Here is a 21,920-nt window from a genome sequence, read left to right as displayed (position 1 = left end):
GTGATGGCTCTTCTGACCGTGTAGCCGACGAGGGCGGACGTGGCGATCGCGCAAACCGTGGCTCGCAACACCACCCGCCGCGCCGAGAGGATCTCGCGCGGGCTCACCTGGGGCACCGACGAGAAGATCCTTCTGGTCTTGGCGGTCGGCGGCAGGGTCGCTTCCCGGGGGCGGTCCGAGCAGCTCCAGCGCGCGGGCAATCACGCACTTCTCGTCGCGGTCGCCGCCTCCCTGCTGCCGCACGGCATGAAGTCTATCTTCGATCAGACCCGTCCCGACCGGAAAACGGTGCTCGGCCACGTGCACGGCGTCTCGTTCTCCGGCAAGCGCGAAGACGCTTTCCCCTCGGGACACGCCCTGCACATGGGCGAACTCACGTCCGCAGCGAGCATGCTGCCGCCTGGACCGCGACGGGCTATCCAAGTGCTCGCGGTAAGGCCTTTCGCTGACGAGGGTCGTCGTGCTGGCGCACTGGGCGGGCGGTGTCGTCGTGGGCTTCGCACTTGGCGCCTTCATCGAGCGTCTGCTGAGGCTCTGGACAGGCTATCCGCTGCGATCGAAGGAGGATGATGATGCCAATCCTTGAGGGCCCGAAGGAGTACATGCAGTGTGCGACTGGCTTGGGCCGTCCGGACAAGGACGAAGCCGCGACTTTGGCGCGGCCAAGAAAGCCACACTTGGTTCGGTTCAAGGACGATGGACTCGTACCCAATCATCCGCGCTGGCCGTTCGTCATCTACAAGGGCGCCGTCGATCTCGGTGAGGGGCCTGATCCTGCGGCCGTCATAGAGGACCTCTGAGAGGCCAACGGCTGGGGTGACACCTGGCGCGACGGAATCTACGACTACGTCCACTACAATTCCCGGATCCAAGAGGTGCTGGGCATTGCCCGCGGCAGGGGACGCGTGCGTTTTGGCGGCAGCAAGGGCCGGATATTCACCCTCAAGGCCGGCGATGTCGCGGCCTGCCGGCCGGAATCGGTCAACAGTGTCTCTCGGCGGACGAAGACTTTATGACGGCGTGGTGCAGGGGCTTTCGGAAATGCCCTTCATGCAGGACGTCAAGCGCTGGGGCGTGATGACAATCGGGACGGGTCTAGGCAACGCCCGCTTCACCAACCGAGGCAACGGCAAGGTTTGAGGTGAAACGCGGCCCGGCTCGCTTTGCCGGTCTCTTTCATTTCTTCTTCGTCGGCACCTTCTTGCCCTTCTTGCGCGCCTTTGAAAGTCCGATTGCGATCGCCTGTTTTCGGCTCTTGACCTTGCCACCCTTGCCGCCTCGACCGCTCTTCGCCTTGCCTTTCTTGTAGCGTCGCATTTCGCTTTTGACGTCGCTGCCCGAACTCTTGGAATATTTCCGTTTCTTCGCTTTTCGCGCCATCGTCTTTCCTTCGAACAATGAACAAGCCCGTCATCGCCCCCGACGGCTCTTTGGAAAATGGGGCCGTAAAGAATTTGTTCCTTCTCGGAAACAGCGTAACAGATGGTCGTGCGGGTCGGCTTGCCGGTAGGAACTGCAATCATCTTGTGCCGTTCTACGGAGAAAGAAGGCAAAATGCGTTATGCTGTGGCATCGAAGGCGAAACTTGGCAAAGGAAAAGAGAGGCTGCACGAAGCGAGATCGGCGCTTTGCGGATGATGATCCCGAGGACCTCCTGGAGGACTGGATGGTCGCCCCGGGAGACGCCAGTGCGTCTGGTCTGTAGTCTTCAAGCGCATATGTGAGGCGTGGCCCGCTTGGGCGACCGAAAGTTCCTTTGGTTGAGAGAAATATGCTGCTGGCAACCCGGATGTTTTGACCGCAAGTTGAGCCGGTGGGCCGTCTATTGGCGTTGGCTCTTGCGGCCGTGGCCAGTTGGCAATATGACGGAGCGGCCCCATCTCAAATAGACCAAGTCTCTCGAGAAGTGACGGAGGCCCTTCGACTTTCTGAGCCCTCGTCGCTTTGAAGCTGCTTACGAGTTGAGCTGTTCCGAAAATTTCACATAAGTTAAGGAAAAAGCGAAATTGGCAGGAGCTATTTACAGCTCCGTTGCTGCTTGCCCTCAGTACCGCGGGTCAGGAGCGCCTTTAGCTTCAGCGCATCAGCCGGCGCGGCGCTCTTTTGGTCGTTGTCGAAATAGACATACACGTCACAGCCTTGTCGCTTCCAGGACTTGATGCGCCGCGCCCATTGTCTCAACGTCGGGCGGCTGTAGTGACCGCGGTAGCGTCCGCTCGGACCATGGCCGCGCACATAGACGAAGTCCGCTGTGCGCTTCCAGGGTGCGGGCGCATCGTGGTGATCCGACAGGCAGAGCGAGATATTCTCGTCCGCCAACATCCGCAGGATACGGGGCTGATACCAGCTCGGATGACGAAACTCGAAAGTGTAGCGGCGTTTCTTCGACAACAGCTTGAAGAAAGACGCAAGCCTGTCCGCGTTCGCCTCGAACTGCGGGGGCAACTGGAACAGGATCGGCCCTACCTTGCCTCGCAGGAAAGAAGCGCGGTCCTCAAGCAGATCGAGACTGTTCCGGGAGCGGTCGGAGAGGCGCTTCCAGTGCGTAATGAATTTGGATGCCTTCCATGCAAAGACGAAATCGACGCCGGTCTGATCTCGCCATGCCTTCACGGCGCTCGGTGTCGGAGTGCGATAAAAAACGCTGTTTAGCTCCGTGGTCTCGAAGTTTTCAGCGTAGTAACGGAGCTGATCCTTCAACGGCAAACCTCCCGGGAAGAAGGGACCGTGCCAGGAGTCGTAATGCCAGCCGGAGGTACCGATCAGGATACGCGCCATGTTACAAATGTTCAGTTGAGGCGTTGTAGCGCCGAAGACAGGTGAGACCCCGCCTCCCGTGGAGGGCCGGGCCGACTTCGTCAACGCCGTTTCGCTGCGCGCGTCTTGGTCACTCGCCGGTTATACGGCGAGCGATTGATCGGCCTCAACGAGATGCCTTCGCGTTGCGCCTTGCTGCGGATAGCTGCGATCGGGCGCTGAAGCTTGATGCTCATCACGCCGGTGGGCGTATTGCCGTTGGCGAGCTGTCGCAGCAGCCCGACGTCTGCCGTCGTCCACGGCTCACGCGAGCGACGCTTATACGAAGGGTTCGTCTTGCGCGGTCCCTTCTTGCCGATCGGTGAGCCGGGCCGCTTCCATGTTGTACGTGCCATGTTGATCCTCCTCAATCTCAAGGCACGAATGAGCACCTTGGTTCCTTTTCGATTGCTGCGTTAGGCCGACCAAATTGATCAAAGATTGTTCGCAAACATGTTGCGTGTCGCCTGACGCATTGCTTCTATTCCATCGACACCATGCATCAGGGCGATCTGTCCCTGTTGCTCATGGCGGATCGCATGGGCCATGAGACGAAGCCGGGGATCGCCACCTGAATGCCATTCCTGGTCTGCCATCTGCACTGCGCCGGCATGATGCAGGCTCATGAGCCGGATAAACGTCGAATCGAAGCCGCCATCCGCGGCATCGCGCGCTTCTGCCATCTGCGCCAAATTCAGATAGCCGGGCATCGATGGCCGTTCGTTGTCTGAGCACATCGGCATCGGCTCGCCAAACCACCCATCCCACCAACGCGCGAAGATCATGTTCTCCCCCGACTGGGATGCCACCATGAGGGCTGCCAGGCTGCGCAGATGGGAATCCCGTGCGCGTGCGACCGCAAGGTGCGCAAGGATAATTCCTTGCTGATGATGTGTGGTCATGCGGCGCATATAGCGCTGATCCGCATCCCGCTCCTTGCTGATCAGCGGGAGCGGCGCGGAGAGCGCGTCGGCCAATCCGAGTCCGGCCGAGAGGGTCAGAACGCAGCCGGCCCCAAGTGCTTACCGTTGTGCGAACGGCACGGCTGTCGTTGCCGGAGCGTGACCGATCGGCCATCGAAACCAAGCGAACAGCGGGTACATCGCAGCCGATGACAGATGAACTAAAAAGCCGATCCAGTAGGGCTGCTGCAATGTGAAGATGGGTTGCCAGAAGGGGAACAGCGGGACCAGCACGAACCACTCGGTAGCCGAGGTCAGCAGACCCCAGGGGGCTGCCAGAGCTGCAAGTGCGACCGGATGCAGGCGCTCGGTGCAGTCGCCGAGCAGACCGAAGAACAAGAGCGTCCAGGAGAAATCCGCCCATTGGTGAAAGGCGATGCCAATCGCGATTGCGGCGGTGCTGGGATCGGACGAGAGCACGCCGTCGCGCGCCGGAATGGACGCGACCGTCATCCAATCGACCAGCGGGTCGCGACCAAGCTGACCGGCCGTCACCTGGCTGAGCAGCGTCGAGAAGCTGCTGCTGAAGATACCGAGCTGGGCTGCCGCGAGCCAGCGTGGTTTCGCAGGCGTCATGCGGCGAACGGCTTCATCACCACCTTGATGCAGCCATCTCGCTTGGCTCGGAAGGTTTTATAAAGCTCCGGTCCCTCCGCGAGCGTGGCGCGATGGGTGATGACGAAGGAGGGATCGATCTCGCCCTTTTCGATGCGCTCCATCAGCTTGGGCATATAGTGCTGGACCGGCGTCTGGGCCATCCGGAAGGTGAGGCCGCGATTGATCGCGCTGCCCATCGGGATCTTGTCTAGATAGCCTCCGTAGACGCCAACGATCGAAACGGTTCCGAAGTTGCGGCAGCACTCGATGGCCTGACGAAGCACGTGCGGACGGTCCGTTCCCATGAATGTCGCAACCTTGATGCGATCCATTACGGAATCCATGCTGGCTGTGGTCTCGGGCTCGGTGCCCACGGCGTCGATGCAAGCGTCGGCTCCGCGTCCTTTGGTCAGTTCCTGAATTCGGTCGTAAATGTCTTCCTTCTGGAAATTCAGTGTAGTCGCCCCGGATTGTTCGGCCAGTGCCAACCGCTCGGGAACCGCGTCGATTGCCAGCACCCGTTCTGCGCCCAACAGGAAGGCACTTTTGATGGCAAATTGTCCAACCGGGCCACAACCCCAGACGGCGACCGTCTCTCCGCCTTTCAGGTTGCAGAAATCAGCGGCCATGTAACCGGTTGGAAAGATGTCGGACAAGAACAGTACCTGTTCATCCGACAGGCCTGGAGCGACCTTGTACGGCCCGACATCGGCGTAGGGGACGCGCATGTATTCCGCCTGCCCGCCAGCGAAGCCACCGAGCATGTGCGAATACCCGAACAGTCCGGCAGGCGAATGTCCCCACATCTTCTCCGCCTGCCTGGCGTTCGGATTGGATCGCTCGCATCCGGAGTAGAAGCCGTTTTTGCAGAAGAAGCATTCCCCGCAGGAGATCGTGAACGGCACGACGACACGATCGCCCACCTTCAGCTTGGTGTTCTCCTTGCCGACGTCCACGACCTCGCCCATCGTCTCGTGGCCAAGCACGTCACCCTTTTCCATGCTGGGCATGATGCCGTCGAACAGATGAAGATCCGAGCCGCAAATCGCGCAAGCCGAAACTTTGATGATTGCGTCGCGACCATGTTCGATCCTGGGATCGGCGACCGTTTCACATCGAATGTCGCCCTTGCCGTGCCACGTGAGAGCCTTCATGGGGAACTCCTAGCCAAAGATGCTGGCTAAGCGCAGGCTTCGCTCGATGTTCCTATTGCCTTAGGAACGGCCCCAGCGCTCCGCGATTGACAGGCGAGATCGAATGAGCGGAGAACGGTAATGGAAAGACAATTTGTGATTGTCACCGGCGCATCGACCGGTATCGGCTACGAGCTCGCTCGCATCTGCGCACAGCAGGGCTTCGACCTGTTGATAGCCGCAGACGAACCCGAAATCGAAAAGGCCGCCGCCAAATTGAGAAGCGAGCCCGGGGCGGCCGCGGTTGATGCTCTCCATGTCGATCTCGCGACTGAAGGGGGCGTTGCTCAGCTTTATGCGGCCGCGAAAGGACGGGCGGTCGACGTCCTCATGGCCAACGCTGGACGTGGGCTTGGGCATGCTTTTCTTGACCAGAACTTGGACCGAATCTGCGAAGTAATCGATACCAACGTGACGGGAACGACAAGTTTACTTCATAAGGTCGGCAATGAGATGCGTCGGCGCAACAAGGGGCGCATTCTCATCACAGGGTCTATCGCCGGTTTCACGCCCGGAAGCTTCCAGGCCGTCTACAATGCCAGCAAGTCTTACCTGAACTCACTCTCGTTCGCGCTCCGCGAAGAGCTTCGGGATACCGAGGTCTCCGTGACCTGCCTGATGCCTGGTGCCACGGAGACCGCATTCTTCGAGCGGGCCGATATGCTCGACACCAAGGTTGGTTCTGAGCCGAAGGACGATCCCGCATTGGTCGCCCGTGCAGGATTTGACGCGATGATGAATGCTAAGGGCGACGTCGTTACGGGTTTCAAGAACAAGATGCAGTCGGCCATCGCCAACGTGACTCCGTCTGAATTGCTTGCAAAGCAGCATCGCAAGGTGGCCGAACCCGGCACGGCCAAGCACGAGCCGGCAAAGTAGGAGAAGAACCTTATGATTTCGAAATCGATATTGCTGGCCGCGCTTCTCGCCGTCAGTCCAGCAGTCGCTCTTGCAGGTCCCGCAACACGGCCGGCCGCGATGCGGGATCCGGCCCTGTGACGACCGGAAAGGCCAATGAAGCGACGGATGCCGCGTCAACCAACGCCAAGGGGCATCCACCTAGTCAGTGATGAACAAGGCGAGCGAGAATACGGCGACTTCATCGCAGGATGCTCAACGGCAGATGCAAGGGCAACCCACGGCCGGTAATTGCATGTGGCGGTGCACGGAACTCTGCGCCCCGGCAGAGCTTCTTTCCTGGATGGATGCCAAAGCAAAAAGACCGGAAGAACCGCCGCCCGAAGCGCGTGACGGCTTTGTTCGCGTCAGAGGGGCGCGCGAGCACAATCTCAAGGATGTCTCCCTCGACATTCCTCGCAACGAACTCGTGGTCTTTACCGGCATCTCCGGATCCGGCAAGTCCTCGCTGGCGTTCGGAACCATATACGCGGAGGCGCAGCGTCGGTATCTCGAATCCGTGTCGCCATATGCGCGTAGGCTCTTCCACCAAATGCGGGTTCCCGACGTCGACGGCGTTGAAGGACTGCCGCCAGCCATCGCGCTGCAGCAGCAACGTGGATCGCCGACGACCAGATCCTCGGTGGGTAGCGTCACCACATTATCCAACTTGCTAAGGATGCTCTACTCACGCGCTGGCGACTATCCGCGCGGCCAAGAGTTGCTTTACGCGGAATCCTTCTCCCCCAACACGCCGGAAGGCGCCTGTCCCAATTGTCACGGTATCGGACGCGTCCATCAGGTCGACGAACAAATGCTGGTGCCAGACGACACGTTGACAATCCGGGATCGGGCGGTCGCGGCCTGGCCGTCGGCTTGGCAGGGCCAGAATCTCAGAGATATCTTGGTAACGCTGGGTTACGACGTCGACAGGCCGTGGCGCGAACTCTCAAAGAAGGATCGCGACTGGATTCTCTTCACCGAGGAGCAACCGTCCGTTCCAGTTTACGCCGGATACACGCCTGCGGAAACACGTAGGGCTCTGAAGAAAAGGGAAGAACCGAGCTACATGGGCACCTTCACCGGAGCTCGCAAGTATGTTCTTCAAACCTATGCCACCACGCAAAGCGCGATGATGAAGCGGCGCGTGGCCCAGTTCCTGTCAAGCGACGACTGCCCGGTCTGCAAGGGCAAGAGGCTCAAGCCGGACGCCCTCTCCGTCAAGTTCGCCCGACTGGACATCGCTGAGATGTCGCGTCTGCCGTTGAATAAGCTGAACGCGCTGGTAAAGCCGTATATCGCTCGCGTCGAGCCAGACGAGGCCCATCCCGAGAAGGCGCTTGTCGTGCAAAGGATCGTCGAAGACCTCGCGGGACGTCTCGAAGTCTTGCTGGATCTCGGCCTTGGATATCTGACGCTCGAGCGGAGTACGCCGACGTTGTCTCCCGGTGAATTGCAGCGGCTTCGGCTCGCGACGCAGGTCAGATCGAACCTTTTCGGCGTCGTCTATGTGCTCGACGAGCCGTCGGCCGGCCTGCACCCGGCGGACACCGAAGCGTTGCTGCGGGCGTTGCAGGGTCTGAAAGCCTCGGGCAACTCGCTTTTCGTTGTCGAACACGAGCTCGACCTGGTGCGCAAGGCCGACTGGATTGTTGATGTCGGGCCGGCCTCGGGTGAGCAGGGCGGCGAGATACTCTACAGCGGACGACTTGCGGGACTGGCGGAAGTAGAATCGTCGCAGACCAGGCGCTTCCTTTTTGGCGCAACCGCCGAGCCAACACGAAAGGTTCGCGAGCCGAGCGGCTGGCTGAAGCTGCGGGGAGTCACGCGCAACAACCTCGACGGCCTGGATGCCGATCTCCCTCTCGGCGTCCTCACCTGCGTCACCGGCGTCTCGGGCTCGGGTAAGTCCACTCTGGTCAGCCAGTTTCTCGTCGAGGCCGTTGCCGAGCGGCTTGGCCAACGCCGGGAGGCGGATACGGATGAAGGCGTACTCGACGCGACGGTGCGTACGCTGGGCGGCGAGATTGCCGAGGGTCTCGATCGGGTCAAGCGGCTTGTCGTCGTCGACCAGAAACCGATCGGACGAACGCCGCGGTCCAACTTGGCGACCTACACCGGGTTGCTCGATCACGTGCGCAAGCTCTTCGCCGCGACGAAGCAGGCACGCGCCCGGCGATACGACGCCGGCCGGTTTTCGTTCAATGTCCCCAAGGGCCGCTGCGAGACCTGCGAGGGCGAAGGATATGTGTGCGTCGAGCTTCTTTTCCTTCCTAGCGTCTACACGCCGTGCCCGGCCTGCAAGGGCGCTCGGTACAACGCGAAGACGCTCGAGATAAAAATTCGCGACAAGTCGATCGCAGATGTGCTGGTGATGACGGTCGACGCGGCATTCGCATTCTTCTCAGAAGACGAGACGCTTTCCCGGTCGCTGGGCGTGCTGCGAGAGGTGGGACTGGGCTACATTAGGCTCGGTCAGTCGGCGACCGAGCTTTCTGGAGGTGAGGCGCAGCGCGTTAAGCTCGCCACCGAGTTGCAGCGGCCGCAGCGCGGCGGGACACTCTATGTTCTCGACGAACCGACGACCGGCCTGCACCCATCAGACGTTCAGAAGTTGAGCAGGCAGCTTCAAGGCCTCGTCGACGCTGGCAACACCGTGGTCCTGGTCGAACACGACATGTCGGTCGCGGCGAAGAGCGACTGGATTCTCGACGTGGGACCCGGAGCAGGCGACGACGGTGGCCGGATCGTGGCGTCAGGGCCGCCGAAGCAGGTGGCCGAGTCCGGAAGCCTGACAGCTACCTATCTGGTAAAGGCCCTCTAACCTCAACGGAGATAGAGATGCAGATGAAGTCGACCGGCTTCATTCGAGTTTACCGGCGGCCTAGCAGCGGATGCTGGCCGAAAGAAATACGCGTGAATGCCGTGGTGTCCGGACCGATCTGGAACGCCAACCATCCCATCGACGATGCCGGATGACGCGATGAAGAACTTAGGCGAGCAAGTGCCGGTGAAGCGCGTCGGTCAACCGGCGGAGCTTGCCACACCTACTCGCAGATCCTCTGTCGAGCCACACCTTCTGCACGAAGGTTGCCGTCGCCGGAGGTAAGACGTCCATCTGATTATAGCTGGCATCGGGCATCGAGTGAGGCTCGAAGCCGCTTGTGGAGGAAGGCAAGGACCATGATCTCGTCCGAGGTGAGCTTGCTGTATTGACGCTTGAACTTCTGCGCGATCTTGGCGTCGACCATCTTGACGAGATCGCCGGACATGTAGGCGTTCAGGATCTCAGGATGGACATAGCTCTTTCGGCAGATGGCCGCCGTGTTGCCGAGTTGCTTTGCCACCTTCTCAATGGCCGCGACGACGTTCCGCTTGGCCTCTGCCTGGCTATCGTATTTCTTGAACTCAGACAGCGCGAGGGCCGCAAGTACCGTGCCGGCCCAGGTCCGAAAGTCCTTGGCGCTGAAATCCTGTCCCGTAATCTCCTTGATGTAGCCATTGACGTCGCCGGAGTCCACCGTTCGGGACGTCCCGTCGTCATCGAGATACTTGAAGAGTTCGTGCCCTGGTATCTCTGCGCACCGCTTCACGATCGCAGCGATCCGTCTGTCCTCGACCTGAAGCTTCCATTGTTTGCCCGACTTGCCGGTGAAGTCGAAGCGCAGAACGCCGCGGCCGATTGCCACGTGCTTGCGCCGCATTGTGGTGAGCCCATACGACTTGTTCTTCTCGGCGTACTCGGCGTTGCCTACACGGATGAGCGTCTTTTCAAGTAAACTAACGATGGTTGCCAGCACTTTATCGCGGGGGAGACCGTTCAGCTTCATGTCCGATACGACACGCGCACGCAGGGGTGGCAACGCGGCCGCGAACTGCATGATTTGCTCGTACTTGTTCTGCTCCCGAAGCTCCCGCCATTTCGGGTGATACAGGTACTGCTTACGCCCGCGTGCGTCCAATCCGGTTGCCTGGATGTGGCCGTAGGGAGACGGGCATATCCAGACGAACTCGTACGCCGGAGGGATGCCGATCGATTTGATGCGGCGGATGACCGCTTGATCGATAATCCGCTTGCCGACTTTATCGTAGTAAGTGAACGAAGTCCCGGTCCGCTTGCGCCGGTAGCCCGGAGTGGCATTGCTCACATATCGCAAGCCTTCCTCCGCGATAGCGGCGGCGACATCGGCCGTGCGGTCTAGCTCTTCGTCCTTACTCACTCGCAGCATTTGTACGTCCTTTGCCGTAAGCGCGGAATCCGAGGCCTCCGACAAGAAAAGTTCGATCGGTCTTTTAGTTCCCAGCCGCGTAAAGAAGTACATTATAACCGGGCCCGCGGGCCTTCGCGCGTCATGTCCGTTGTCTTCTTATCAGAGCGAAGGCTTAGGCACACCGGTTGGTGCAGTTCGCCCCTGCTGGTCCACTCTCAAATTTGACCTCGGCGACCAGAGACGGCCGGACCCACGTCGTCGTGACGTGCTCGTCTTTGAGCTTGCCAGAGAACGGCTGCTTTGCCGCCTTCAACTCCGCGAGCTTTCCATGGAACTCTTCCAAGGTCTGATGGCTGAAGCCAGTGCCGACATGTCCGATGTACCGCCACGCAGCTTCTTCACGCACCGCCAGGACCAGGGTGCCGAAGTAGGCCGTCGCCATCCGGCTGCATCGCGCAGCGCGGGAAGTCTACACTTGGAGCGCTTGAAGCCGTGGTGCTACGCCATGCATCAAGTTGTGAGGAACCGGGATGCGTAGCTATTCTCGATCGTTGTGACGTTTGACTCCAGTGCGCCGGCTACAATGACGGAGCTTCGTGACCTGAACTGGCGGCGCCCGCTCTCCTGAAGCGCAATCCAGGCGAGGAGGTTGTTTCATCGAGACAGATGAGCAATTGGCTGCCACTGTCGTCTATGCCGATCTGAAGCGGCGTGCCTTGATCTGCAGATGGCCGACGCTTGGTGAGGGCGGCTGCTTCTTAACGCCAGCCGGCGAGCTCGCCATTGCCGAGATCGGAACAGCGCACGGCACTTCACCAATCAGCCCGAAGGAAATATCGCTCCTTAAGCCTGCTCGTCGTGGTCTTTACGGCATCTTGGATGCGATCGACGTCGGCGCCGTCCCGGACAGTGACGTTGAGTCGCCAAGTCCGGTCTCTCGGATAGACTTCGACATCGATAACGTATTCGCCACTGGGAACGCTTCGAAGTTCTCGAAGGGCTACCAGCTCCAGATCCCTTGCAGAGATCATCGTGGTGACCACCGCAGTACTCCATACGAGGCGGGGAATAACTCGGATCGCAAGGACGTTGTTCCTATGACCTCTTGTGAAGGATGAGTGGCGAATGACGCCAACTCGTTAGCGGAATCCGATTCCTCGTCGCAGGTCTGGAGCCGGGCGACCAGGATGCGGCGCTGGTGTCCGGCTACACTGAACCGCTAGTCCGGATCGTGCCGACGGCTCGGGAGATCCTCAGGCCGAGACCGTTGCGGATTGGTTGGCATTGCTCGGCATCACCACGGTGGCGTGCCGCGGTCTGGTGGTAATGGCGCAGGATGAGCCGCGATCTTGCGGATGGCTGAGCGGCAAGCGCTGCAGTGAGCGCACGATCCACGTATCGGTCCCATAGCAGCTGGCAGGATTTGCGCAATCTCGTCCGGGTCATATCGGCCTGCACCCTCGGGCTTTGGGCATTTGCGGCCGGCCCTCGACCGGTCTGTGGCTCTGATCCTCGGCCATTTCGGCGACACCGGGCTCGATCTGCCGGTGATCGACGAGGGGCTCTGCCTGCACATCTGCCAAACTTCGTGGAGGAGCGCGGTTTGGGCGGGATTAACTCGGTCGTTAATCCGCACGGCAAGGTCTGAATTTTGCGGCGTCGGTTGGATGAAGGATGGCAAGCCGTGTCACGGCGGCGCGACAAAGCGGGCCAATTTGAGGAGCGCCGATGGTTCGACCTTGCCGATTACACGAAGCCGATCCGGGATCAGCTGAAATCTGAGGCCGACCGTTGCTAGGCTGCGGCGCTCGGCGCCCGCTGCGGTAACGGTCGAGAGCGCTCTCTGGATGCCTGATCGAGGCATAGCGACGACTGCCAAGCCGGTTCAATGCGACCTGGCCCTCCATGCAAGGGCGGGGGATGGTTCGTGGTTGAGCCTGAAACGGCCACAGCAGTGGTGCGCATTCGCTCGTTGGCAGCCATGGCATGGCACGACCAGCTAATACGGCAACACCGGGAATAGGGAACGATCCCTTAACCGGTCGGTTGATGGTCTGTTCAGTGCCGACCGTCATCGGCGTTGAACAAGGGATGACGTAGAAAACTCGGTCTCGGCACTTGACCGTCTCGTGCTGAGGCCCTTCCTTTGCGCGAAGCGATGCGATTTTGAGACAAAGCTGTATGACGGCCAATGAACGCCGGGTGGCATGTCCTGGTTTATTGGGGCTACGGCTTGGGCTTTTGTCGTGTCGATCGTTGCCGGCGGCATGACGTACTTCCGGTAGCGGCCGGCCTACGGCTAGCCCGGGCGACTATTGGAACCATTCACGAGTTGGCTCTCTAGTTCGGAAGCGCGATTTTCCAAATCATCCATCTCGAGTCGGATTTTGAGAGCTAAATCCGTGTCCTTTCTTTGCTTAGCCAGGGCGAGGTCCGTCTCTAACTCGCTCAGGTCCATCAAAACGTTGCCCAATTCTACGCTCGTCGCATAGGTCGGATCATCTTCAAGGTGGCTGTATCGGCTCCCGACCGCTGTACGAGATCGAGCGTCCTTATCGCGTTCGCGGTCGCCGATTGTGGAGAGATTGCTTGGCGGGCTAGCGTGCTCGTCACGTTCATCGGCGATATGTCGACTTTGGCTATCGCGATCACGCCGGGTTTTCCGCGCCAGCAGGTAAACGACCATCACAGTGGCTAGGCCGATAACGAGCGCAATGGCTAGACCGATGACGCTCATTTGTTACACCCTTATCCGTCTCCATAGGTCGAATTGACTTTAGACGCAGCCGATCGTTGCTCCCAAATCAGCTTGCGTGGATAGATGCGCCCGCCCGACACCGCCGAGCGTGTTTTCAAACGAGCACGGAAGAAGACGTTCCAAAGTCGAGAGAAATAGATGGCGCACGCATCAAAACCGGCGGCTGCAAGAAGGGCACGCCGAACAAGTTTTCAGAGCAGCCGAGCGCTGAAACCCCTACCGGGCAAAAGCCTATTCTCGGGCCGCCGATAGCCTGGCGGCCATCGCGGTGCCTCTCGAGTGCTGGTCTCCGAGGACCGGCTCACGGAGGATCCCCGGCGTCGGCGAGTGGCTCGAGTTCCGCGAGAGCGGGACCCTTTTTAAGGATGATGCAAGCCGGTAAGGACCCGTTCGCCTGCTGTGCAACCTGTATTCGATCACGACCCAGGCGGCGTTCGCAAGCCTTGTCTGTCCGGAATTTCCCAGCAGTGCATTTATCGCAGTCGTGCAAAGCCAATACGCAGCCGGCGTCGCCTTGTTCCCGCAGAAAGTGGATCTTCTCGATGTAGATCCGGCCAGCTTGAGTCGACTCAAACGTCCCCGCGTGCTCGATGTCCGGCAGCTTGCGATGAAACCTTACGCCTCATTGCCGAGGTGCCGGCTGCTTGACCTAATGACGCTTGGCTTTCATTCAGGGATTGCCTTGAAAAGATTTGAGATAGGCATTCATTTCGTCACGCTGGCAGCGGCGTTTGCGCACTGTGCCGATCGGATGGGTTCGCGAGAACCGGGCGCGCAGTGCGGGGCTGCGCACTTTTCCGCCGGTCGCACTGGCCAACCCTGGTCAAGGACGAGGACGATCCTCATTAGATATTTGAGGCCGGCTCTCGCGAAGCGTCTGGGATGGATCGGCGCCACCGGCCACGCCGGACTCGGTCGTCGGAAGCAAAGAAGCGAACCCAGTAAGGCATGTTGGGACCGCTGCTTTACTTCCGAGCCACAGTTTACTTCTTCATGTGCTCTTTCGACGTCGCGCCGCTCTTGTCCGTCGTGCCTTCCTTCAGTTTTGGGTCATTCTGGGTTGCGCCGGGATTCGCGGCGCTGGGACTGCTGGACGAGCCCTGACCGGTGGTCGCCGCCGGTGAGTTTCCGCCGCCGCTGCCGCCGCCACTGCCGCCACCACCGCCGCCACCCTGTGCGCTGGCTGCAGCAATTGAGGCGACCACGAACACGGTGGCCAAGGCGATTTTTGCGATTTTCATTTGATCGCTTCCTTCCTGTTTTTAGTGAATAGACAGGGAAACAGAACGCGTTTGAGATCGTTCCTCCTACTGCAGCGAAAAGGCCCCGACGCTGAGGAGACATGCGTCGGGGCCTTCAGTAGGCGAATTGGGAAACGGAATTTGTGCGTCAGCGACCTATTCCGGTTCCTTCGCCATAGAGTTCGCGCTCGCGCTGGATCTGATCGCTGCTGAGTGGCTCTGCCGCAGGATCAAAGCCCTTCCATCCAGACTGTTGCCATGCCGCTGTGCGCTTGCTGATGTCGACTGACGACCGATCGAGCACAGCCTCTGCTCGACCGCGATCCTGTTCGTTGACACGTGCACAGACGAGTGTTCCGCCGCGGCGCACTCCCTCGGCATATCGCTGGGCTTCTTCTTCCGGAACGCCCGCTTGAGTCAACGCGCCGATGACGCCGCCCGTTGCGGCGCCTGCGGCAGCACCGGCCGCGGTGGAGACGAGCCATCCAGCGGCGACGACCGGGCCGAGGCCAGGAATTGCGAGCAAGCCGAGACCCGCAAGCAATCCTGCAGCTCCGCCCAGACCTGCGCCGATGCCCGCACCTGCGCCTGCTCCTTCCGCTCGGTCGTCAACGCCGTCGCGGTCTCGATCAACTTTTCCATCCCGGCCGTGCCAGCCTTCCCCATTGTTTGCGATGACGCTGATATCGGAGGAGGGGACGCCGCTCTGCTCGAGTCGCTGGACGACACGCTCAGCGTCGGCATAGTTGTCATAGAGGCGAGAAATTGTAGTGGTCATGCTGGTCTTCCTTTCTAGTTCGCCGGGTTCACGTTGCCCTGGAAGTCCAAGCTGACTTCGGTCTGGTTGCCTCCCTTGGTGGCCTTTCCTCTCCAGACGCCATTATCGTCCTTCTTGAGGTCGGAAACGCCGGAATAACCGGCAGCTTCGATCCGTGACTTCGCTTGCCCCTCGGTAAAGCTGTTTCGGCCCGCCACGGGTACGTTCGAGTTGTTTTCACCCGAACGATTGACGGCGCTATTGCTTGGGCCGCTCTGCGCTGATGGCGTTTGCGCCGAGACAGGCGCTGAGCTCAGCAGAGCTGCCGTGGATACGATAGCAAAGACTCGCAACATCTGTTTGTCCTCTGGTTGGGTAATTGCCGAGGACAAATGAACATCAATTGGGTTGGTTGCTAAGTGCGTTACTCAACCGCAGGCAGACTGACTTCGTCGCTTTTGAATTATCGCAGGTTAATAGATCAGCTCTGATTTGTTTCTCGCAGCAGTTGGGCGGTGCCGCAAGTTACGCTGGTCCGTTCCTTGGGAAGCGAAGGCGAACAGACCCTTGCCGGTTTGCGACATTCTCACGAAGGTGCCGCTCTCGTGTCACTGGAATCCTGTCGGGGAAAAGCTCTTCGAATTGGCCGTGGTATAGTTGCTCGTCAAAATCAACCCATCTGTGTGAGTTGATTTTTGGTCACTTAGGCACCGGCCACCGTCGCTTTGACCGTCTTGTGTTGCGTGACAATGAACGTGGGCGATGCTAATCGATTTCGGCGCGTTGCGGCCGATTGCGGAGGATGAGCGGAACTGCGATCTGGCGGCCTGACCAGGCCAAATCCATTCTGCGTCGAGCAAGCCCGACTCTCGCCACTGCTGGCTACATGCTAAGCAATTGCCAGCACCAGTACAACGGCGATCACTGTCCGAACGGCGAAAGCAGTAATGCGCGAGCTGACTGCCATAGGGCGCGTCGAGATAGGTGAATTAGCGATTGCACGATGTGGGCGCGAAGCAACCAAAGCGCCATCGCGTCGTTGACTGACGTTGTTGACATCGTGATCCTGATGACGAGCAGTGCGGCGGCGGCAAGATTGATTTCAAAGCCCGGGAGAAGCCCAAAATGGGGATGCGGTCTGCGGATCGTCCGGTCGGTTGCCTACAACCTAAATTTAAGCGGGAGGGGTACCCGCTCGTGGAACTAGAGCTAAGTTGGCCGCTTGGATAACCAATTTCTTCATCGTTCGAACGAAGAGCTACACCACATCGGTGCAAGTCGTGGCCTCGTTGGATAGGGCGGCCGCGCGCCACGCTGCGCAACCCGCGTCACCTTATTTGTTCGGCGGAGAGCGAATCTCTGCCGTCGTCGCGACGGACGGCCGAGCGTGATCCGGCTGAACGTCAGCGGGGCCGGCGGAATGCAATGCAGCAGAAGCAAAGCGAGCGACACCACCGTCGACTGTTCGTCACTTCGTTCTCCAACTTGTCCTGTCTATGAAAGTCGGGCAGGGGGGAGGTCTTTCAGGTCCATAGCCTTCGAAGCGGCACCACGCCGCCGTCAGCTCGAATGGCCACCCTTGCTATCTCGAGCACATCAAACCTAAGCTTAACAAGCGCATCGGCGACGCCTTGGCGATCCAGCGCGCTCGACTCGGTCATGGGTCGTCCATCCCCAGATGGCGTCCAGACAAGAAGCGTGCGCAATGCACAATGGACAGGTGAAACAAAGCGCCGCCTGTAACCTATCCATTTGCTGCAGAAATTGACCACCGCTGCAGCAGCTCGCGCAATAGGAGCCAAGGTGGATGCCGGACGTTGAAGGCTCATGGAGACCATGGAAGCCTACCTCCGTCGGAAGCATGAAGAGGTTCAGTTGCTGGACGCCTGTCTTGACAAGTCCTTTGCGCCGCCAACGCCGAAATCGATCAATGAAGCGATCGCACTCAAGTTCAAGCTCACGGCGGCCATCAGAGCCCAGCACGATCTGAAAGATTGGACCACGACCGAAACCGCCTGGTCGCATCGCAGGCAATCGTCCGATAGCCCGTTCGACTTCCGGTACGACTACCAGCGCGCCGATCTCGACGTGGCCGGCCCGTCGTTTTATGATCTCGGCGATGACATCGATTGGGAGACCGTCTACACGTCTTCTGGCATGGCCTCCATATCTGCCCTGCTTTTGGCGTCGTCGCACTTGTTCGATCGAGCGGATATTGTGTCGCTGCCAGGGACGTACGGAGAGACCCTGGAGTTCATTGAAGCGTACGCTCGGCACCTGAAGAGCATCACGGCCGGGGAAATCCTGGGCGCGCCCGCTTCAGGCGCGTCGCACCGCATCCTTCTTCTGGATTCCTGCGCATCGGCAAAGGATTTCGAGGCCTGTCTGCGGTCACCCTGGACGCAATTCGGCCTCTGCATCTTCGATAACAGTTGCCTCGCCGGTGGCTCCGGCAAGATCGCGCGAGCGTTGCGGAAGGCCCGCAGGTGCGGAGTGCCCGTGGCTATGATCCGAAGCCACACGAAGTTGGATTCGCTGGGCGTCGAGTATGGACGATTGGGCTCTACGACTTTCGTCCGCTCCGCGGAGGCCGATCTCTGGGTTCGCTCGCCTCTCCGAAAGCTGCCCGATGAGATGCGGAATGCAGTCAGGCTGCTCGGCGGCGCAGCACTGCCGGCCCACTTCCCGCCTTATGTCGGCAGCCCCGAGTATCGGTCGCTGACTGCAAGGAGAGTGGCTGCGATCATCCGCAACAGCCGCCGCACTGCTCGCTTCTTCCGTCAGGCGCTCGGCGATCTGGTGAGCCAAACGAATTTCGCGCATGGCCTTTATGTGTTGCTCAAATGCAGGCGGCCCTTGGACGAAGAAGAGGCAAGGCAAGCGGCGTCGGAGATGAGCAGAGATCTTGGCCTGGCCGGTTTTCCGATCCGTCATGCCGGAAGCTTCGGGTTCGACTTCGCTGCCACGGAATGGTTTCACGACATGACGAGCGGGGCCTTCAGCGTGCGCATTGCCGTCCCGGACCTGCCCACCGAAATATGGGACGAGCAAACCCGGGCGATAGCTCGGTGGTGGAACGAACACGACTGCCGAGCATGAAGCATGCGGGACACTTGCTCGCGGCCCCTGGGCAAGATTAGGGTCGGCCACGAATCGCTAGTAATCCCGGCCCGATGAAAAAAGCCGCGCGGTATTTGCGCGAATTCGATATCTGGCCTTTTCCATGAAGTTGTGCCTGCGGAACGATGCAGGCCACGCCTCGCGAGCGGGCAGAAATATGAGGTCACCAGACGGAGAAGACAGGCACGTCTGCCGTCTCAGTGAAGGAGGCAGTCAAGACAGTCAGCAACAACCGCAAGCGGTGGCGAGTGGCAAGCTTTAGACCGGGCTTCCCGTGCTGAGTGAAATAGCTGACCCCGATTCGGTCGTAGCACGATGCAAATTTTCGAAGCATGTCCGTGCGATTACGGCCGCGGGAAAAAGTAGTACAGGCCGATGCGCCTACTCCGCTTGTCTATCGGCTTTGACTGGTACGACGCAAAGGCAGTCCATTCGCGTGGTTGCCGCTAGGGGCGGTGTCACGCGGGCCCGCCAGGGGAGCTTAATTAGGTTCGTCATGGGTCTGCAACGTAACCCGAATTGTTTTGTTCCTTGCCCTTTTTTCTGGCCTGGTGCCGCTCGCGCACCCGCGCTGGCGCTTGGAGCTATTTGGGAGGCATGACCGTGGTCTTTGTCGATCCGTCCGGCGCGGACTGCATCCTCGGCGGGCTTTGACCGTGGGGACTTTCCGGAGGAGCGCCACCCGACCCCGTGTTGACGGGCCCGATCCAGCCTTGCGGTTGCAATTGACCTTTGTCTTCAGGCGCCGAACGCCCGGTCGGCGCCTGAATATCGTCCGCCGGCTTAGCAGGCTGTGCAGTTGCCAATCCACAAGACAGCACAAGAATTATCGATGCAAGTCGGACGCTCACTGAAGCCTCCGTTGACTCTGGTCAACGAAGAACGTCCCGCCGATCTTGCCGTTCCTGCTCATCGGGACCGAATTGCTGAGGCCTTCGTTCAAGAACGACTTACGGGAGGACTTGAATGGCAAGAGCAACATGGAAGCGGCCCGGCCGACGATCGGCAAAGGGGCAGCGCAGAGCAAATTCCTCATACAAGTGTCGTCCGCGTCACTCGAGGTGTGCCGCGAGATGCAGGCATTGAGCTACTGATCTGGCTTGGTTCGGGGAGCGCTTCAGGTACCGCCACCCCCGCCTTGGTCGGCACGACTGGTTGCGGCCTGTGCGGCATCGAGAGCCTCACCGAGGCATCACGCCCGCTTCCGCGCAGGCTGGGCCGCTTTTTTCTCGATCACGGCCAGATCGAGCGCGCTTTGCACAATCCCTCGAATGCGTAGCTCTTGTTCCGCATGCGGCCAGCCTATTTCTCCTGGATAATACTTTGGTCGCGACCGCGTGGAGATTTGCGGGTGCGCTCGCCGGGTCAGCGTCCCGCGCGATGCCGGCGCAATCACCAGCCGCGTCTCGATCGAGCTGGTTAAATGGCGGCGGCAATCGGGATGCTCCATGCTGGTCGCCATATCGGCGCCGACGGCGCTCGCAGCGCGGCTCAATCTCGCGAAATGCAATCGTTGCGGTCGCGCGCGGCGGCGGATTTGCGATTGAATGCCGCTCTGTCAATGTCCTAGATGAACGGCTTTCCACCAGTAACTGCGACCGTCGTTCCCGACGTATAACTCGAACGCGGGTCGGCGAGCATGACGTAGACCGTCGCAAGCTCGGCGGGCTGGCCTGCTCGCTTCAGTGGAACCTGCTTTCCAAAATGCCTGACCGACTCGTCCGGCAACGTCGATGGGATCAGCGGAGTCCAGATCGGCCCCGGCGCGACGGCATTCACGCGAATGCCCTTGTCGGCCAGCATCTGGGCAAGTCCTCCGGTAAAATTCTGGATCGCGCCCTTGGTCGTGGCATACGCGAGCAGTATTGGATTCGGTATGTCCGAATTGATCGATGCCGTGTTGATGATCGCGCTGCCAGACCGCATATGCGGCACTGCCGCCTTTACTAGATAGAACATCGCGTGGATATTGACGTCGAAGGTGAGCCGCCACTCCTCGTCGGAGATAGCAGCAATATCCTTGAAACTGGCCTGATGAGCGGCGTTGTTGACGAGGATGTCTAGTCCCCCGAAATCCTCGACCGCGCGTTCGATCACGGCGCGGCAATGCTCGGGGCTGCGAAGGTCTCCGGCGACTAGGACGGCCCTACGCCCTTCCGCCTGGACCAGCGTCTTCACCTCATGCGCGTCGTCGTGCTCGTTTAGATAAGAGATGAGAATGTCGGCGCCTTCGCGGGCGTAGGCGATGGCCACGGCGCGCCCGATGCCGCTGTCGCCGCCAGTGATAACCGCTCGCTTGCCCGCCAACTTGCCGGAGCCCCGATAGCTGGATTCGCCATGGTCCGGACGCGGGTTCATTCTGGCGGTGACGCCGGGCATCGGCTGCTTCTGGTCGGGATAAGGCGGCTTTGGATAGTCTGGCATGGCTCTCTCCGCAAAGCTGTTGGATTTCAATTACGCGACTGAGCAAGTGTTCCTGGAGGCTGGCCCCACCGAATGGCAAGACCCATTTGGCAGGCGGACCGACCCCTTCCTCGGCACGGCGAGCGCGTTCACCCTCAATCCAAAGGACTGCTGCGTGCAAGCTCACTAAAAGGATTGAGGCGCAACTAACTTAGTCTAGCGCTACGCCCTTCGTGACTTTTTACTTTGCTCGGAAGATGGAGCTGAAGCTCCGGCTTCCGAGGGAATGCGTGATGAAGAAAAACTAGAAAGCGGGTCAAACAAACGACGTCGCTGCAGGAGTGACTCGCTGCGTTCGCGGATATTTTCCAACAAGGTTCCAAGCGCCTGAGGGGTCGAGCGCGACCATCTCTTGAAAAGAGCTCACACGGGAGATTGCAGCAGACGTCGACGAACGGGTCTCCTCGACGGCATCTCAATCGCCGACGCCACAGGCTTGGAGCGCTCTCCTCCCTCCAGGTCAGGAAGAGCCTCCGCCGACCGGGGCTATTCCGCACTAGGAACGAATGCCTGCTCCTGGCGTTGCGACAGGATGATCGAGCCCATTTCAATTCTCGTCGAAGACGCTATCCAAATCGCCTGGGATTTTCTCGAACGTTCGGGAGAGATCGGCGACCCCTACACGGCAGGCCGCTTCCTGACGAAGATCATCGACGAGATGGCTGGCAACGGCGAGCATCGTAAGATCATGCTCGCAAACCGTGCCATTGAGGTCTATCGAAGGCACAGGCGAGCGGTTGCGGCATGATCAATCCCAATTGTCCGATCTGCCACGGTCTGGGCTGGGTGTGTGAAAATCATCCGCACCTCGCGTGGACTGCGGAGCCGCACGGCTGTCAGTGCGGGGCAGGGATGACGTGCGAGTGCAACAACTCCGACGACATCGACAAGGGCGTTGAGAGCCCGACGTGAACGGCGTGCTCGA

General features: G+C 60.0%; 23 protein-coding genes and 3 pseudogenes. 11 read left to right on the top strand and 15 right to left on the bottom strand.

Annotated features, from left to right (window positions below; all coding sequences use genetic code 11):
- Positions 1 to 39 precede the first annotated feature (39 nt).
- The 3 genes and pseudogenes from AKL29_RS03010 to AKL29_RS41580 all read left to right on the top strand — a co-directional run.
- Positions 40 to 570, top strand: a complete 531-nt coding sequence (locus AKL29_RS03010; protein ID WP_347336972.1) for a phosphatase PAP2 family protein — start codon at positions 40 to 42, stop codon at positions 568 to 570.
- Between the two features lie 2 nt (positions 571 to 572).
- Positions 573 to 800: a cupin domain-containing protein gene (locus tag AKL29_RS44340; protein WP_244481716.1), complete on the top strand. Its 228-nt coding sequence runs from the start codon at positions 573 to 575 to the stop codon at positions 798 to 800.
- A 214-nt stretch (positions 801 to 1,014) separates the two neighbouring features.
- A pseudogene (locus AKL29_RS41580) lies at positions 1,015 to 1,140 on the top strand (ROK family protein); the annotation flags it as partial.
- Positions 1,141 to 1,185: 45 nt separating this feature from the next.
- On the opposite strand, the pseudogene AKL29_RS03000 reads toward AKL29_RS41580, so the two are convergent.
- The 6 genes and pseudogenes from AKL29_RS03000 to AKL29_RS02980 form a co-directional block, all read right to left on the bottom strand.
- Positions 1,186 to 1,380: pseudogene (locus AKL29_RS03000) on the bottom strand (DUF6496 domain-containing protein); the annotation flags it as partial.
- Positions 1,381 to 2,016: 636 nt separating this feature from the next.
- Positions 2,017 to 2,778, bottom strand: a complete 762-nt coding sequence (locus AKL29_RS02995) for a DUF72 domain-containing protein (RefSeq protein ID WP_050382951.1) — start codon at positions 2,776 to 2,778, stop codon at positions 2,017 to 2,019.
- An 80-nt stretch (positions 2,779 to 2,858) separates the two neighbouring features.
- The gene (locus AKL29_RS02990; protein ID WP_244481715.1) at positions 2,859 to 3,188 is read right to left on the bottom strand and encodes a hypothetical protein; all 330 of its coding nucleotides are present in this window, start codon (positions 3,186 to 3,188) and stop codon (positions 2,859 to 2,861) included.
- Between the two features lie 42 nt (positions 3,189 to 3,230).
- Entirely contained in the window at positions 3,231 to 3,773 is a 543-nt protein-coding gene (locus AKL29_RS44335) for a DUF305 domain-containing protein (protein WP_244481714.1), read from the bottom strand.
- Positions 3,774 to 3,818: 45 nt separating this feature from the next.
- Positions 3,819 to 4,334 (bottom strand): hypothetical protein, encoded by a 516-nt coding sequence (locus AKL29_RS44330; RefSeq protein WP_244481713.1) that lies wholly within the window; start codon positions 4,332 to 4,334, stop codon positions 3,819 to 3,821.
- Positions 4,331 to 5,509 carry a zinc-dependent alcohol dehydrogenase gene (locus tag AKL29_RS02980; protein ID WP_050382946.1) on the bottom strand — a complete coding sequence of 393 codons (1,179 nt, stop codon included), beginning with the start codon at positions 5,507 to 5,509 and terminating at the stop codon, positions 4,331 to 4,333. Before AKL29_RS02980 ends, AKL29_RS44330 begins: the two co-directional genes overlap by 4 nt.
- 120 nt (positions 5,510 to 5,629) lie before the next feature.
- On the opposite strand from AKL29_RS02980, the gene AKL29_RS02975 reads away from it, so the two are divergent.
- The 3 genes from AKL29_RS02975 to AKL29_RS46565 all read left to right on the top strand — a co-directional run bounded on the left by AKL29_RS02975 (position 5,630) and on the right by AKL29_RS46565 (position 9,424).
- On the top strand, positions 5,630 to 6,427 hold the full coding sequence (locus AKL29_RS02975) for an SDR family NAD(P)-dependent oxidoreductase (protein WP_050382944.1): 798 nt from the start codon (positions 5,630 to 5,632) through the stop codon (positions 6,425 to 6,427).
- 322 nt (positions 6,428 to 6,749) lie between these two features.
- Positions 6,750 to 9,269 carry an excinuclease ABC subunit UvrA gene (locus AKL29_RS02970; protein WP_050383051.1) on the top strand — a complete coding sequence of 840 codons (2,520 nt, stop codon included), beginning with the start codon at positions 6,750 to 6,752 and terminating at the stop codon, positions 9,267 to 9,269.
- Positions 9,270 to 9,286: 17 nt separating this feature from the next.
- Positions 9,287 to 9,424 (top strand): hypothetical protein, encoded by a 138-nt coding sequence (locus AKL29_RS46565; RefSeq protein WP_430648848.1) that lies wholly within the window; start codon positions 9,287 to 9,289, stop codon positions 9,422 to 9,424.
- Positions 9,425 to 9,567: 143 nt separating this feature from the next.
- Here AKL29_RS46565 and AKL29_RS02965 read toward each other — a convergent pair whose 3' ends face one another.
- Positions 9,568 to 10,674 (bottom strand): DNA topoisomerase IB, encoded by a 1,107-nt coding sequence (locus AKL29_RS02965; RefSeq protein WP_050383050.1) that lies wholly within the window; start codon positions 10,672 to 10,674, stop codon positions 9,568 to 9,570.
- Positions 10,675 to 10,766: 92 nt separating this feature from the next.
- A pseudogene (locus AKL29_RS02960) lies at positions 10,767 to 11,086 on the bottom strand (ATP dependent DNA ligase); the annotation flags it as partial.
- A gap of 244 nt (positions 11,087 to 11,330) precedes the next feature.
- Between AKL29_RS02960 and AKL29_RS42670 the strand changes: the two are divergent.
- Positions 11,331 to 11,774, top strand: a complete 444-nt coding sequence (locus AKL29_RS42670; protein WP_050382939.1) for a hypothetical protein — start codon at positions 11,331 to 11,333, stop codon at positions 11,772 to 11,774.
- A 1,181-nt stretch (positions 11,775 to 12,955) separates the two neighbouring features.
- On the opposite strand, the gene AKL29_RS02950 is transcribed toward AKL29_RS42670, so the two are convergent.
- The 5 genes from AKL29_RS02950 to AKL29_RS42665 form a co-directional block, all read right to left on the bottom strand.
- Positions 12,956 to 13,393, bottom strand: coding sequence for a hypothetical protein (locus AKL29_RS02950; protein ID WP_050382937.1), 438 nt, complete (start codon positions 13,391 to 13,393; stop codon positions 12,956 to 12,958).
- A 1,004-nt stretch (positions 13,394 to 14,397) separates the two neighbouring features.
- Entirely contained in the window at positions 14,398 to 14,655 is a 258-nt protein-coding gene (locus AKL29_RS02945) for a hypothetical protein (protein ID WP_050382934.1), read from the bottom strand.
- Between the two features lie 148 nt (positions 14,656 to 14,803).
- A complete protein-coding gene (locus tag AKL29_RS40210; protein ID WP_080667261.1) occupies positions 14,804 to 15,433 on the bottom strand; it encodes a hypothetical protein in 630 nt (209 codons plus the stop codon).
- 14 nt (positions 15,434 to 15,447) lie between these two features.
- Positions 15,448 to 15,768, bottom strand: a complete 321-nt coding sequence (locus AKL29_RS02935) for a PepSY domain-containing protein (protein ID WP_028337238.1) — start codon at positions 15,766 to 15,768, stop codon at positions 15,448 to 15,450.
- A gap of 1,167 nt (positions 15,769 to 16,935) precedes the next feature.
- Positions 16,936 to 17,073 carry a hypothetical protein gene (locus tag AKL29_RS42665; RefSeq protein ID WP_160321702.1) on the bottom strand — a complete coding sequence of 46 codons (138 nt, stop codon included), beginning with the start codon at positions 17,071 to 17,073 and terminating at the stop codon, positions 16,936 to 16,938.
- Positions 17,074 to 17,239: 166 nt separating this feature from the next.
- On the opposite strand from AKL29_RS42665, the gene AKL29_RS02930 reads away from it, so the two are divergent.
- Positions 17,240 to 18,511 (top strand): hypothetical protein, encoded by a 1,272-nt coding sequence (locus tag AKL29_RS02930; RefSeq protein WP_028337237.1) that lies wholly within the window; start codon positions 17,240 to 17,242, stop codon positions 18,509 to 18,511.
- Between the two features lie 883 nt (positions 18,512 to 19,394).
- Entirely contained in the window at positions 19,395 to 19,811 is a 417-nt protein-coding gene (locus tag AKL29_RS41575) for a formate dehydrogenase accessory sulfurtransferase FdhD (protein ID WP_152977400.1), read from the top strand.
- Here the strand turns inward: AKL29_RS41575 and AKL29_RS44320 are convergent.
- Positions 19,725 to 19,982 carry a hypothetical protein gene (locus AKL29_RS44320; protein ID WP_244481728.1) on the bottom strand — a complete coding sequence of 86 codons (258 nt, stop codon included), beginning with the start codon at positions 19,980 to 19,982 and terminating at the stop codon, positions 19,725 to 19,727. The genes AKL29_RS41575 and AKL29_RS44320 overlap by 87 nt on opposite strands.
- Here AKL29_RS44320 and AKL29_RS41570 point away from each other — a divergent pair.
- Positions 19,924 to 20,079: a hypothetical protein gene (locus AKL29_RS41570; RefSeq protein ID WP_244481726.1), complete on the top strand. Its 156-nt coding sequence runs from the start codon at positions 19,924 to 19,926 to the stop codon at positions 20,077 to 20,079. The genes AKL29_RS44320 and AKL29_RS41570 overlap by 59 nt on opposite strands.
- Before the next feature lie 19 nt (positions 20,080 to 20,098).
- Here AKL29_RS41570 and AKL29_RS02920 read toward each other — a convergent pair whose 3' ends face one another.
- On the bottom strand, positions 20,099 to 20,956 hold the full coding sequence (locus AKL29_RS02920; RefSeq protein WP_050382930.1) for an SDR family oxidoreductase: 858 nt from the start codon (positions 20,954 to 20,956) through the stop codon (positions 20,099 to 20,101).
- A 571-nt stretch (positions 20,957 to 21,527) separates the two neighbouring features.
- Here AKL29_RS02920 and AKL29_RS02915 point away from each other — a divergent pair.
- Positions 21,528 to 21,743, top strand: a complete 216-nt coding sequence (locus AKL29_RS02915) for a hypothetical protein (RefSeq protein ID WP_050382929.1) — start codon at positions 21,528 to 21,530, stop codon at positions 21,741 to 21,743.
- Positions 21,744 to 21,920: the final 177 nt, after the last annotated feature.

The organism is Bradyrhizobium pachyrhizi, assembly GCF_001189245.1.
GTDB lineage: Bacteria > Pseudomonadota > Alphaproteobacteria > Rhizobiales > Xanthobacteraceae > Bradyrhizobium > Bradyrhizobium pachyrhizi.
This window is presented reverse-complemented; position numbering and strand designations above follow the sequence as displayed.